The organism is Leisingera sp. ANG-M6, from assembly GCF_000813905.1.
In the GTDB taxonomy this organism is placed as follows: domain Bacteria; phylum Pseudomonadota; class Alphaproteobacteria; order Rhodobacterales; family Rhodobacteraceae; genus Leisingera.
In genome coordinates this window covers 228,140-241,161 of record NZ_JWLG01000017.1, presented here as the reverse complement: position 1 = coordinate 241,161, position 13,022 = coordinate 228,140, and the positions used below count along the sequence as shown (strand labels likewise).

At 61.3% G+C, this 13,022-nt stretch carries 14 protein-coding genes; 5 read left to right on the top strand and 9 right to left on the bottom strand.

The window, feature by feature from the left end; genetic code table 11:
* Positions 1–48: 48 nt before the first annotated feature.
* The 5 genes from RA24_RS16200 to RA24_RS16180 form a co-directional block, all read right to left on the bottom strand.
* Complete coding sequence (locus tag RA24_RS16200; protein ID WP_008560327.1) at positions 49–363, bottom strand: heavy metal-binding domain-containing protein; 315 nt, start codon at positions 361–363, stop codon at positions 49–51.
* Positions 360–629 carry a hypothetical protein gene (locus RA24_RS16195; RefSeq protein WP_152612857.1) on the bottom strand — a complete coding sequence of 90 codons (270 nt, stop codon included), beginning with the start codon at positions 627–629 and terminating at the stop codon, positions 360–362. The genes RA24_RS16200 and RA24_RS16195 overlap by 4 nt, the downstream gene beginning before the upstream one ends.
* A gap of 30 nt (positions 630–659) precedes the next feature.
* Complete coding sequence (sufB, locus tag RA24_RS16190; protein WP_039192900.1) at positions 660–2,183, bottom strand: Fe-S cluster assembly protein SufB; 1,524 nt, start codon at positions 2,181–2,183, stop codon at positions 660–662.
* Between the two features lie 14 nt (positions 2,184–2,197).
* Positions 2,198–3,241, bottom strand: a complete 1,044-nt coding sequence (locus tag RA24_RS16185; RefSeq protein WP_039192897.1) for a cysteine desulfurase family protein — start codon at positions 3,239–3,241, stop codon at positions 2,198–2,200.
* Positions 3,242–3,370: 129 nt separating this feature from the next.
* On the bottom strand, positions 3,371–3,829 hold the full coding sequence (locus RA24_RS16180; protein WP_019296280.1) for an Rrf2 family transcriptional regulator: 459 nt from the start codon (positions 3,827–3,829) through the stop codon (positions 3,371–3,373).
* 186 nt (positions 3,830–4,015) lie between these two features.
* On the opposite strand from RA24_RS16180, the gene RA24_RS16175 reads away from it, so the two are divergent.
* Genes RA24_RS16175 through RA24_RS16165 form a run of 3 tightly spaced genes read left to right on the top strand, consistent with a single transcriptional unit; the run spans position 4,016 to position 6,080 of the window.
* Complete coding sequence (locus tag RA24_RS16175) at positions 4,016–4,669, top strand: alpha/beta hydrolase (protein ID WP_019296279.1); 654 nt, start codon at positions 4,016–4,018, stop codon at positions 4,667–4,669.
* Entirely contained in the window at positions 4,669–4,914 is a 246-nt protein-coding gene (locus RA24_RS16170; protein ID WP_019296278.1) for a hypothetical protein, read from the top strand. The genes RA24_RS16175 and RA24_RS16170 overlap by 1 nt, the downstream gene beginning before the upstream one ends.
* Positions 4,911–6,080 carry an HD domain-containing protein gene (locus tag RA24_RS16165; RefSeq protein WP_039192895.1) on the top strand — a complete coding sequence of 390 codons (1,170 nt, stop codon included), beginning with the start codon at positions 4,911–4,913 and terminating at the stop codon, positions 6,078–6,080. The genes RA24_RS16170 and RA24_RS16165 overlap by 4 nt, the downstream gene beginning before the upstream one ends.
* Before the next feature lie 32 nt (positions 6,081–6,112).
* On the opposite strand, the gene RA24_RS16160 is transcribed toward RA24_RS16165, so the two are convergent.
* The gene (locus RA24_RS16160; RefSeq protein ID WP_039171075.1) at positions 6,113–6,895 is read right to left on the bottom strand and encodes a class II glutamine amidotransferase; all 783 of its coding nucleotides are present in this window, start codon (positions 6,893–6,895) and stop codon (positions 6,113–6,115) included.
* Between the two features lie 251 nt (positions 6,896–7,146).
* On the opposite strand from RA24_RS16160, the gene RA24_RS16155 reads away from it, so the two are divergent.
* The gene (locus RA24_RS16155) at positions 7,147–7,482 is read left to right on the top strand and encodes a DMT family transporter (protein WP_019296275.1); all 336 of its coding nucleotides are present in this window, start codon (positions 7,147–7,149) and stop codon (positions 7,480–7,482) included.
* Positions 7,483–7,575: 93 nt separating this feature from the next.
* Positions 7,576–9,396 carry a translational GTPase TypA gene (gene typA, locus RA24_RS16150; protein WP_019296274.1) on the top strand — a complete coding sequence of 607 codons (1,821 nt, stop codon included), beginning with the start codon at positions 7,576–7,578 and terminating at the stop codon, positions 9,394–9,396.
* Positions 9,397–9,438: 42 nt separating this feature from the next.
* On the opposite strand, the gene RA24_RS16145 is transcribed toward typA, so the two are convergent.
* The 3 genes from RA24_RS16145 to alaS form a co-directional block, all read right to left on the bottom strand.
* A complete protein-coding gene (locus RA24_RS16145; protein ID WP_039145891.1) occupies positions 9,439–9,921 on the bottom strand; it encodes an MOSC domain-containing protein in 483 nt (160 codons plus the stop codon).
* On the bottom strand, positions 9,921–10,208 hold the full coding sequence (locus tag RA24_RS16140) for a DUF1330 domain-containing protein (protein ID WP_019296272.1): 288 nt from the start codon (positions 10,206–10,208) through the stop codon (positions 9,921–9,923). Before RA24_RS16140 ends, RA24_RS16145 begins: the two co-directional genes overlap by 1 nt.
* A gap of 78 nt (positions 10,209–10,286) precedes the next feature.
* Positions 10,287–12,938, bottom strand: coding sequence for an alanine--tRNA ligase (alaS, locus tag RA24_RS16135; protein ID WP_039192892.1), 2,652 nt, complete (start codon positions 12,936–12,938; stop codon positions 10,287–10,289).
* Positions 12,939–13,022 lie beyond the last annotated feature (84 nt).

The following is a 13,022-nucleotide window of genomic DNA, read 5'->3' as shown; positions in this document are numbered from 1 at the left end:
GGCCTTCGGCCCGCGATATTCCCATGACCCGTTGGGGCCGTTTCATTCCTATCCCAGCACCACTGCGGTGCCGCTGGCCGAGACCATCAGCATGGACTGCCCGACCACTTCGTAATCCAGATCAACGCCCACAACGGCGTTTGCGCCCTTGGCCCGGGCGCGGTCTTCCAGCTCTGCCAGCGCGGTTTCGCGCGCATCCTGCAGCTTGCTTTCATAGGCACCGGAGCGGCCGCCGACGATGTCGGTGATCGAGGCAAAGACATCGCGCACCACATTGGCACCCATGATCGCCTCACCCACCACGATGCCCTTGTATTCGGCAATCTGGTAACCTTCGACGTTTGGTGTGGTTGTGACGATCATTTTGACTCTCCAGTGTTTTTCCGCCGCCCTGCTCGAATTGACCCGATAATAAGGCCAACCATCATGCCCACCGCGCCAAATCCACCGTATCCAACGCAAAACAAGATCCAGGCAGCATCAGCGTCTTTTGACTCGATCAATGATGTGACGCTGAATCCGCCGGAAACTCCAATCAGGAAGGCAAATAGTGCCCCAGTCTTTAGAATCTCTGCATTTCCTTTGTCGACATCAGCCCAGACACCGGGCGCGACATTCAGTCGTTCCATTTGACTTTGGCCGCCCCCGTTCTGCATGACTTAACCCACAGACCCTTCCAGCGAGATCGCAACCAGCTGCTGGGCTTCCATGGCAAACTCCATCGGCAGCGCCTGCAGCACGTCCTTGCAGAAGCCGTTGACCACCAGGGCCACCGCCTCTTCCTCGTCCATGCCGCGCTGGCGGCAGTAGAACAGCTGGTCGTCATCCACCTTCGAGGTGGTCGCCTCATGCTCCACGCGGGAGGAGTTGTTCTTGACCTCGATGTAGGGAACCGTGTGCGCCCCGCATTTGTCGCCGATCAGCAAGCTGTCGCACTGGGTGTAGTTGCGCGAATTCTTCGCCTTGGGGTGCATCGACACCAGACCGCGGTAGGTGTTCTGCGCCTTGCCGGCCGAGATGCCCTTGGACACGATGCGCGACTTGGTGTTCTTGCCCAGATGCACCATCTTGGTGCCGGTGTCGGCCTGCTGCATGTTGTTGGCGATGGCGATCGAGTAGAACTCGCCCTGGCTTTCATTGCCGCGCAGGATGCAGGAGGGGTATTTCCAGGTCACGGCGGAGCCGGTCTCTACCTGGGTCCACATAACCTTGGCGCGGTCTCCGCGACAATCGGCGCGCTTGGTCACAAAGTTGTAGATGCCGCCCTTGCCGTTCTCATCGCCCGGATACCAGTTCTGGACGGTGGAGTATTTCACCTCGGCGTCTTCCTCGATGATAATTTCCACGACCGCGGCGTGCAGTTGCGCGGTGTCGCGCTGCGGTGCGGTGCAGCCTTCGAGGTAGGAGACATAAGAGCCCTTGTCGGCGATGATCAGGGTGCGCTCGAACTGGCCAGTGTTTTCAGCATTGATACGGAAATAGGTCGACAGCTCCATCGGGCAGCGCACGCCCGGCGGCACATAGACAAAGGAACCGTCCGAAAACACAGCGGAGTTCAGCGTCGCATAGAAGTTGTCGGAGACCGGAACCACCGAGCCGAGGTATTTCTTCACCAGTTCGGGATGCTCGCGGATTGCCTCGGAGATCGAGCAGAAGATAACGCCCGCCTCTTTCAGCTCCTTCTGGAAGGTGGTGCCAACGGAAACGGAGTCGAACACCGCGTCCACGGCAACCTTGCGGCCTTCTTCCGGGGTCTCGCCCGCGCCCTCGACGCCGGCCAGAATCATTTGTTCTTTCAGCGGGATACCGAGCTTTTCGTAGGTCGCCAGCAGCTTAGGGTCGACCTCATCCAGCGATTTGGGCTTGGTTTCCATCGACTTGGGGCGGGCATAGTAATACTGGTCCTGGAAGTCGATTTCCGGGTAGCTGACCATCGCCCAGTTCGGCTCGTCCATCTGCTCCCAGCGTTCGAAAGCCTTCAGGCGCCATTCGGTCATCCATTCGGGCTCTTCGTTCTTTTCCGAGATCAGCTTGACGATATCGGGGTTCACGCCCTTGGGCGCGTATTCCATCTCGATATCGGTTTCCCAGCCGTATTTATAAGCACCGCCGACCTCGCGCACCGCATCCACGGTCTCCTGGTCAACACCTTCCTTGACTTGGGTCTGGTCCAAAGCGGCCATTGTCATCTCCTCACTCACGCCGCGCGGGCGCGATGTTTCTTTTCTTTCTGCAGCCACGCCTCGGCAAAGCGCAGCACGTCTTCTTCCGTTGTCTCCGGCCCCAGCGACACCCGTACGGCGCCTTGGGCTGTGGCCTCGTCATATCCCATTGCGGTCAGCACCGCGCTGGCGCGCACCTTGCCGCTGGAGCAGGCGCTGCCGGCGCTGATGGCAAAACCTGCAAGGTCCATCTGCATGACCTGGGTTTCGCCCTTCCAGCCCGGCGTTGCGAAACACAGGGTGTTCGGCAGCCGCTTCTGATCCTTCCCGACAAAAATAGTATGGCTTACGCCAGACACAAGCGCCTTTTCTAGAATATTTCTAAGTTCTGCAACCCTGTCCCAGACACCATTTGCCAAATCTTTTGCAGCTGCTTCAGCTGCGGCGCCGAAGCCCGCGATTCCAATGATATTTTCGGTGCCGGAGCGGCGCCCCATTTCCTGGCCGCCGCCCTTGATCTGGGCCGGCAGATCTGTGCCGCGTTTCATCACCACGGCGCCGATGCCCTTGGGGCCACCCAGCTTATGCGCTGAAATCAGCGCCATTTGCGCGCCCAGCCAGTTGAACGCCACCGGCAGTTTGCCAAAGGCCTGGGTGGCATCGGTGACGGCCAATCCCTCTGGCAGTGTCTGCACAATGCCGGTTTCGGAGTTGGCCAGCTGAACTGTGGATTGCGCCGGATCGCTGATCTGAACCGCACCGTCACCAGTGACCTGCAAGTCCTCGACGGTCCAAGCCCGCACTGCATCATGCTCCACCGGCGCGCCATGCAGTCCGCGTCCGGCCAGCGCCAGCGCTGCGCCTTCGGTTGAGCCGGAGGTGAACACGATATCCGCCCCGTCCGCACCAAAAGCTGCACCCACCTGCGCCCGCGCCTTCTCCACCAGCGCCTTTGCAGCCCGGCCTTCGGCATGCACCGACGACGGGTTGCCGCAGACCTCCATCGCCGCAATCATCGCCGCCTTCGCCTCAGGCCGCAGCAGGGCGGTGGCATTATGGTCGAGGTAAACACGTTTCATAGAGTCATCTTTTCGCGGGCAGCTGCCGCGTCATAAGCTGCCTTGCCCCAATTGGCAAAGCTTCCGCGCAGTTTTTGCGCGGAATACACCCTATCCGGGCTGCTTGCTTCGGATACGGCGCACTCCACGTCAGTCATCCACCACCGCAAACAGGCTGGGCACAGCCGGGCAAGGAGCCAGATCGTTCTTGATCACATCCGACAGACGGGTCTGGTGCAGGAACACATAGACGTGCGCGCTCAAGCCCTCCCACAGACGGTTGGTCAGCGATTGCGCGCGGCTGCCCGACAAAGCGCCGGATGCCCCTGCCCCCTTGTGCATGGCGTCTACGGTTTCATCCACAGCCGACAGCACATCCACCACCCGCACCTCGGATGGAGGCATCGCCAGACGGTAGCCGCCGCCCGGGCCGCGCACCGACTCGACCAGCCCGGCGCGGCGCAGTTTCACAAACAGCTGCTCCAGATAGGGCAGCGAAATGTCCTGACGCTTGGAAATGTCGCCCAGCGGCACCAGATCACCCTGCGGCTGCAGCGCGATATCCGCCAGCGCAACCATCGCATAGCGCCCTTTTGTGGAAAGCTTCATAATTTACCCCTCGAAACCAGGGCGCGAGTGCGAAAACATTGACCTTCCCTCCGACTGTGCGTATCTCAGCCTGACGGTGTATGGCGAGGCCAGCGCCCGTGATTAGAACTGTTCTAAGATGCCTGACCGAACCCGTCAAGTATTCTGCCGGCAGACCCGACAACGAGAGTAGGATTTTAACCGCCCATGCCCGAGGTCATCTTTCCTGGACCCGAAGGCCGCCTCGAAGGCCGCTACCACCCGCAAAAAGAAAAAGACGCCCCGATCGCCATCGTGCTGCACCCGCATCCGCAGTTTGGCGGCACCATGAACAACAAGGTGGTCTACAACCTCCACTATGCGTTCTACAACATGGGCTTCACGGTTCTGCGGTTCAATTTCCGCGGCGTCGGCCGCAGCCAGGGCGAATACGACCAGGGCGTCGGTGAGCTGTCCGATGCCGCCTCGGCGCTGGATTACCTGCAGTCGATGAACTCCAACTCCAAGCATTGCTGGGTTGCGGGCTTCTCCTTCGGCGCCTGGATCGGCATGCAGCTCTTGATGCGCCGCCCGGAGATCACCGGCTTCATCTCTGTTGCGCCGCCGGCCAATATGTATGACTTCTCCTTCCTGGCGCCCTGCCCGTCCTCGGGCCTGATCATCAATGGCACCGCTGACCGTGTGGCCCCGCCCGCGGACACTGCCAGCCTAGTCGGCAAGCTGCATGAGCAGAAGGGCATCACCATCACCCACACCGAGGTGGAGGGTGCGGATCACTTCTTCCAGGAGCCGCATATGGACACGATGATCGGCACTGTTTCCGATTACGTGAAACGCCGCCTGACGGAGAACACCCGCTGATGAGCGGCACCATCGAAACGCTGGCCCAGAAACTGGCGGTCGATACCCTCAAGGTGCAGGACGCCAGTGGTGAAGAGCGGTTTTACGTGGAGGTGGGCCAAGTTCTTGGCGCCGCCTCCCAATCGCTCGAAGAAGCGTTTCTAACCGAAATCCGGGTACGCCTGGCAGAACGCAAAGCGCGCGACTTTCTCAACAAGAAAGTCGCCGAGCTGCAGGCACAGGTCAGCGCCAAAGGTGAGGCGTGAGTGCCCGCCTGGAGGCTCAGTTTGCCTTTCTGCTGGAAGCTGACAAGCTTCGCCGGATTGAGCGCCAGAACCTGATCATCGATTGCAGCCGCTGCGAGAACTCCGCCGAGCACAGCTGGCACTTGGCGCTTTATGCTCTGGTCCTTTCTCCCTTTGCAGCGCCTGAAGTGGATGTATTCCGCGCCATCCGCATGCTGCTTCTGCACGATCTGGTTGAGATCGACGCAGGCGACCACCCGATTACCGATGAAGTCGACTGGGAAGCCGTTGCAATGGCAGAACAGGCTGCTGCGCAGCGGCTGTTTGGACTGTTGCCAGCCGACCAAGGCACTGAATTCATGTCCCTGTGGCACGAGTTCGAAGCCGCCGAGAGCCCCGACGCACAATTTGCCAAGCGGGTGGATCACTGCCAGCCGATCTTTCAAACGCTCTATGGCGCCGCACCGCTGGACTGGCATGTCGATGTGGTCCGGCAGAACCTGTTTGGCGGCCGGGCGGCAGCTCTGGAGCAACAACTGCCAGAGGCATTCCACCACGCGCTGTCGCTGCTGGGGGAAGACACAGGGCACGATTGCAGCCGCCTGACCGCCCGCCTGCCCTTCCTGAATGAGGCGGACAAGCTGAAACTGGTGACCCGTGCCTCCAAGCTCGGCGACGGGTCGAGGCATGAAAACTCGGCGGAGCACAGCTGGCACATCATGCTGTATGCTTGGGTGCTGGCGGAGCACAGCACTGAGTCAATTGATGTGGATCGTGTCCTGCAGATGCTGCTGCTGCATGATCTGGTAGAGATCGACGCAGGCGATGCGCCGATCCACGGGGTGATAGACCCCGCAGCCCTTGCCGCTTTGGCAGCCAAGGAAGAAGCCGCCGCAGACCGCCTGTTCGGAATGCTGCCCGCGGAGCAAGGCAAGCCCATTCGGGCAATCTGGGAAGAGTTCGAGGCCGCGAACAGCCCCGATGCCGTATTTGCGAAATCAATCGACCGAGTGCAGCCGGTGCTGTTGAACCTGCTGAACGGCGGCGGAAGCTGGGTCGATTATGACGTCAGCCTGCCGCAGCTCGATGCCCGGGTCGGCGGCAAGGTCAGCCGTGGCGCGCCGGATGTCTGGACCTATGTGCGGGCGCAGATCGAGCCCTGGTTCCGCGAAGCAGGCCGCTTGTAGACATTTGAGCAGCCCCGCCGCGGGGCTGCACTTCACTCCAGAAACGGTTGAAACGGCTGGGTTTCCGCGCCCTCGGGCGTCATCGTCAGAAACTCGCCCGGCTGCAGTTCGTTCCAGGCCTCTCCGGTGTCTTCAAGCGGCTCCGACACCACCGCCCAGCCCTGCATGCTCTGGCTCCATCGGTAGTAGACCGATGGCGCGATACTGTCGGAGGAATAGCGCGCGGCATACAATGTCTGCCCATCCGACATCGCCACCGATAGCCGCATGTGCGGTGTGGTGCCCCGCGCCCGTGATAGGCCCTCCATTCGAGCCACAGCGCGCTCCAGCGCCCCTTTCGGATCCGCATCCAGCCCCTCCCGCAAAGCCAGCAGAAACAGAACCTCGCTGTCGGTCGCGCCCCTGCGGTGCTCATACAGCTCGTCCGGGATGCACATATCGGCATGGCGGCGGAACTTCTCGAAACCTCCGACCTGGCCATTATGCATAAAGCTCCACTTGCCTGCGGTAAACGGATGGCAATTGTTGCGGCTGGTCGCAGACCCGGTGGAGGCCCGCACATGCGCCAAGAATAGCCGGGATTGCACCTGATGAACCAGCGCCCGCAAGTTGCAATCCGACCAGGCCGGGTAAACATCACGGTACAGCCCAGGCTCAGCCCGCTGGCCATACCAGGCAATCCCGAACCCGTCGCCATTGGTGGCAGTCTTGCACTCCACCGCCTTTTGGCTTTGCGCAATCAGCGAATGCGCAGGTGTTGATATGATGTCCTCCAGAAAGACGTCGGCACCTGTGTAGGCAGCCCAGCGGCACATGCGGCAATCCCCATTCCGTTTCCGGGAATCAGATCAGTGTTTCAATCCGATCCCAATTATTGGAACAAGCTCCTAAGAATTTCCCAATTCACAGTCCAGTGTGCCTGCGCACAATGGAGTGTTCATTCTGCGCTCCTTGCGGAATCCGCCCTGCCGCTGCCGCATCGGGACTTTCCTGGCACGCATAGATCGGATAGGCGGGAGATCAGGCCTGCGGGTTTACTTGAGGCAAGCGTTTGAGGGAGGCTGAGATGCCGGTTCACTACGTCTACCTGATCATTGCGGTGGCAGCAGAAACCATCGGTACAACGGCCCTGCAGGCCAGCCAGCAGTTCAGCAAGCTTGGCCCCTCGCTGATCGTGCTGGTCGCCTACGCTTTCTCTTTCTACATGATGGGGCTCACGCTCAAATTCATGCCGGTTGGCATTGTCTATGCGATCTGGTCCGGCCTCGGCATTCTGCTGATCGCGGTCATCGCTTTCATCGTTTTCGGGCAAAAGCTGGATCTGCCTGCCGTGATCGGCATGGGTCTGATCATGTCCGGCATCATTATCATTCACCTGTTTTCCAAGACTTCAGGCCATTGATCCGCATTTGCGGGGCTTCCGGGCGGTTTTCCTCTGGCCTTTGTGCGGGGTTCGGGCTATGCGCGGCCCAACTTCCTTACAAAGGCGAACGTCATGGACTTGCGCAACATTGCGATCATTGCTCACGTTGACCACGGCAAAACCACGCTTGTGGACGAGCTGCTGAAACAATCCGGCGCCTTCCGCGAAAACCAGGCTGTGGCGGAACGCGCCATGGACAGCAACGATCTGGAGCGCGAACGCGGCATCACCATTTTTGCCAAGCCGACTTCGGTCGAGTGGAACGGCACCCGCATCAACATCGTCGACACCCCCGGCCACGCCGACTTTGGCGGCGAGGTGGAGCGGATCCTGTCGATGGTCGACGGCGTGGTGCTGCTGGTGGACGCCGCCGAAGGCCCGATGCCGCAGACCAAGTTCGTGACCTCCAAGGCGCTGGCCCTGGGTCTGCGTCCGATCGTGGTGCTGAACAAGGTCGACAAACCGGACGCCGAGCCTGACCGCGCGCTGGACGAATGCTTTGACCTCTTTGCCTCGCTGGACGCCACCGAGGATCAGCTGGACTTCCCGCATATGTATGCGTCCGGCCGTTCCGGCTGGGCCGATGCAGAACTGGATGGCCCGCGCAAGGACCTGCACGCGCTATTCAACCTGATCGTGAACCACGTGCCGGAACCCAAGCAGATCAAGCGCCAGGACGAAGATTTCCGGATGCTGGCCACCACCCTGGGCAGCGACCCGTTTGTGGGCCGCCTGCTGACCGGCCGCGTCGAATCCGGCAAGCTGAAGGTCGGCGCCACCGTGCAGGCGATTTCCCGCATCGGCCAGAAGATCGAACAGTTCCGCGTGACCCGCATCCAAGCCTTCCGCGGCCTAGCCCAGCAGGACATCGAAGAGGCCCAGGCAGGCGACATCGTTTCCATCGCCGGCATGTCCAAGGCCACCGTGGCCGACACCATCTGCGCCCTCGCCGTGGATGAGGCGCTGGACGCCCAGCCGATCGACCCGCCGACCATCACCGTGACCTTCGGCATCAACGACAGCCCTCTCGCTGGCCGCGACGGTAAGAAAGTGCAGTCCCGCGTGATCCGCGACCGGCTGATGAAAGAGGCCGAAAGCAACGTTGCCATCAAGATCCAGGACACCCCCGGCGGCGAAGCGTTCGAAGTTTCCGGCCGCGGCGAACTGCAGATGGGCGTCCTGATTGAAAACATGCGCCGTGAAGGCTTCGAACTGTCGATCTCCCGCCCGCAGGTGATCATGAAGGAAGTCGACGGCGTCCGCATGGAGCCGATCGAAGAAGCCACCATTGACGTGGATGACGAATACTCCGGCGCAGTGATCGAGAAGCTGACCGGCGCCCGCAAGGGTGAACTGGTCGAGATGAAGCCCGCAGGTGCAGGCAAGACCCGGATCATCGCCCACGTCCCCTCGCGCGGCCTGATCGGCTATCACGGCGAGTTCCTGACCGACACCCGCGGCACCGGCGTGCTGAACCGCGTTTTCCACGGCTGGGCGCCGCACAAGGGCGCGATCCCAGGCCGCCGCGCCGGCGTGCTGATCTCGATGGAGAACGGCCAGTCCGTGGCTTACGCGCTGTGGAATCTGGAAGAGCGCGGCAAGATGATGATCGGCGCCCAGGCCGACATCTACACCGGCATGATCATCGGTGAGCATTCGCGCGACAACGACCTGGAAGTGAACCCGCTGAAAGGCAAGAAGCTGACCAACGTGCGGGCATCCGGCACCGACGACGCCGTGCGCCTGACCACACCGATGACGCTGTCGCTGGAAGAGGCCATCGCCTACATCAACGATGACGAACTTGTTGAGGTGACGCCGAACAACGTGCGCCTGCGCAAGCGTTACCTGGACCCGCATGAGCGCAAGCGGATGTCCAAGGCAAACGCCTAATGAACAGAAGACGGCGGCAGAGACATCTGCCGCCGTTGTTTTTCATTCTGAGACGGTTAAAAGCGTAACCCTGTCTCCCAAGGCCACCCTGCCCGGTTCCAGCACTTCGGCATACCAGCCGCCATGGCCGCGCATCGCATTGTAACCGCCGTGGCCCAGCACTTCCTCCATCCGCGAACACGGTGGACAGGGACCGGTGACACGCAGCACCGCACTGCCGACCCGCAGCGAAGCTTTGCGCAGGGCTGCAAGGTTGATACCTGAAATCACGAGATTTCGGCGAAGCTGGGCAGGCGTCACCGTCTCCAACCCAGCAAGGGCCGCGATGACCGGTAGATGTTCAGCCTGAATCAGCGTCACGGCGCGTTTCCCAGCCTTGGCGTGATCGCCGGTAAAACCAGCTGAACCCAGTTCGGAACTATCAGGTGTCAGAACCTCTTCCCGGCGCCCGGGACGCACACCAATCCACGCCACCCGGCCCGGGGCCGCGTGGCGTTTCAGCATTTCCGCAAATGCGGTGACCATTACTCGGAGGTTTCCACCACCATCAGCTCGCGCTCAGACGCGCCGCGCGCATGGTTCAGGGCTTCCTGGTATTCGGGGCTGTGATAGCAATCCACCGCCGCTTCGACACTGGGGAATTTCGCAACCACGTTGCGCGGGCGCTCCTTGCCCTCCAGCTGCACGAACCGGCCGCCTCGGGCAATGAATTCCCCACCGTGCGCGGCGATGGCCGGGCCTGCAAGCTCAGCGTATTTGCCATAGGCATCGGCGTCGGTGACGGTCACATGTGCGATCCAGAGTGCGGGCATCAGAGCCTCCCTTAGTGATGATCTTTCCGGCAGCTTAGGCAGTTTGCCGGAAAGACCAAGCATTTTTTGACCAAATGGTCAGCCTGCCAGCAAAGCCTCTGCTGCCTTGATGGCTTCCTCGGCGCCGGAGAAGTCCTTGCCGCCGCCCTGGGCCATATCAGGACGGCCGCCGCCACCCTTGCCGCCCACAGCAGGAACCGCGGCCTTCAGCACGTCAACGGCAGAGATGTCGCCGGTCAGATCATCGGTGACGCCAGCGGCAACGGCCACCTTGCCGTCGTCCTCCGCGATCAGCAGGATCACACCGGAGCCGATGTTCTGCTTGTGCGCATCAATCAGCCCGCGGAGATCTTTGCCGGAAACCCCCTGCAGAGCCTGGGCCAGGAACTTCTTGCCATTGACGTCCTTGACCTCAGCGCCGCCACCGGAGCCGCCGCCCATTGCAATCTGCTGCTTGAGGTTGGAAATCTCGTTCTGCAGCGCTTTGCGCTCTTCCATCATTGCCTTGAGGCGGTCCAGAACCTCCGCAGGCTGCGCCTTCAGCGCACCAGCGACCTCAACCATGCGGCCTGCCTCGCGCTCCAGATGCTCAACCGCCGCGGCACCGGTCAGCGCCTCGATCCGGCGCACCCCAGCAGAGGACGCGCTGTCGCCCAGGATAACAAATGTGCCGATGTCGCCGGTCTGCTTCACATGGGTGCCGCCGCACAGTTCGATCGAATAGGTATCGCCATCGTGGCCTTTGCCGGTCGGTGCACGGCCCATGGAGACAACGCGGACCTCTTCGCCGTACTTCTCGCCGAACAGCGCCTGGGCGCCAAGCTCGCGTGCATCATCCGGGGTCATGATCCGGGTGGACACGGGCGTGTTCTGACGAATGAAATCATTCACTTCCGAGCCGACCTTGGCAAGTTCATCCGCGCTCATCGCCTTGTTGTGGCTGAAATCGAACCGCAGGCGGTCCTCAGCATTCAAAGAGCCCTTCTGCGCCACATGTTCACCCAGCGCGTTGCGCAGCGCCTCGTGCAGCAGGTGAGTGGCCGAATGGTTGGCGCGGATCTTGCTGCGGCGCGCGTGATCCACTCCCATCGCCGCGCCCTTGCCAACGGCAATTTCACCCTCGGTCACTTCGGCGATGTGCAGGAACAGACCCTCCACCTTCTTGGTGTCGGTGATACGTGCTGCGCCGCCTTCAACGGTCAGCACGCCGGTGTCACCTACCTGGCCGCCGCTTTCGCCATAAAACGGCGTCTGGTTCAGGATCACCTGCACCGTGTCGCCCTTGGCCGCGGACTGCACCTGCGCGCCGTCCTTGACGATGGCTACGATCTGGCCTTCAGCCTTCTCGGTCTCATAGCCTAAGAAATCAGTGGTGCCGGCTGCGTCCACGATGTCGAAGTAAACCTTCACATCCGCGGCTTCGCCCAAACCAATACCGCCAGCGCGGGACTTTTCTTTCTGCTCTTTCATCGCAGCGTCGAACCCATCGGTGTCGACCTCGATTTCCTTGGCGCGCAGGGCGTCCTGCGTCAGGTCGAGCGGGAAGCCGTAGGTGTCATACAGCTTGAACGCAGTCTCACCCGGCAGCACGTCGCCCTTGCCCAGATCGGCAGAGGCTTCGTCCAGCAGTTTCAGACCCCGGTCCAGGGTTTTGAGGAAACGGGTTTCCTCCTGCTCAAAGGTCTCCTCGATCAGCGCCTGCCCTTGGCCAAGTTCCGGATAGGCTGCGCCCATCTTCTGAACCAGCGACGGCACCAGCTTGTGCATCACCGGATCGGTGGCGCCCAGCAGCGAGGCATGGCGCATCGCGCGGCGCATGATCCGGCGCAGCACATAGCCGCGGCCTTCGTTCGACGGCAGAACGCCTTCGGCAATCAGGAAGGAGCAGGAGCGCAGGTGATCGGCGATCACCCGGTGATGCACGTTCTGATCGCCAAACGGATCGGTGTTGGTGACGTTCGCCGAGGCTTCGATCAGCGACTTGAACAGATCGGTCTCATAGTTGTCGTGGGTGCCCTGCAGCAGCGCCGCGATCCGCTCCAGCCCCATGCCGGTGTCGATGGACTGCATCTCCAGATCCACCATCGAGCCGTCCGCGAACTTCTCGTTCTGCATGAAGACGAGGTTCCAGATCTCGATGAAGCGGTCGCCGTCTTCCTCCGGCGAGCCCGGAGGGCCGCCCCAGATGTGGTCGCCGTGGTCATAGAAGATCTCGGTGCAGGGGCCGCAGGGGCCGGTATCGCCCATCTGCCAGAAATTGTCCGAGGTGGCGATACGGATGATCCGGTCCTCCGGCACGCCGATCTTTTTCCAGATGTCAAAGGCTTCGTCATCGGTGTGATAAACGGTGGTGTAAAGCCGGTCCTTCGGAACCTCGAGTTCCTTGGTGATCAGCTCCCAGGCAAAAGGGATCGCCTCATGCTTGAAGTAGTCGCCAAAGGAGAAATTACCGAGCATTTCGAAAAACGTGTGGTGGCGCGCGGTGTAACCGACGTTGTCGAGGTCGTTGTGCTTGCCGCCAGCCCGCACGCATTTCTGCGAAGTGGTGGCGCGCTTGTAGTCGCGTGTTTCCACTCCGGTGAAACAGTTCTTGAACTGAACCATGCCCGAGTTGGTGAACATCAGGGTCGGGTCATTGCGCGGCACCAGCGGGCTGGAGTCGACCACCTCATGCCCCTGTTTGGCAAAGTAGTTCAGAAAGGTTGAGCGGATATCGTTGAGCGTCGGCATATGCGGGATCTCTTGCGGGCTTTTCTAAGCGTTCCGGGCAGGTTTAACCCCGCACCAGGGCGCTGTCCACAGCGGGAAGCGGCG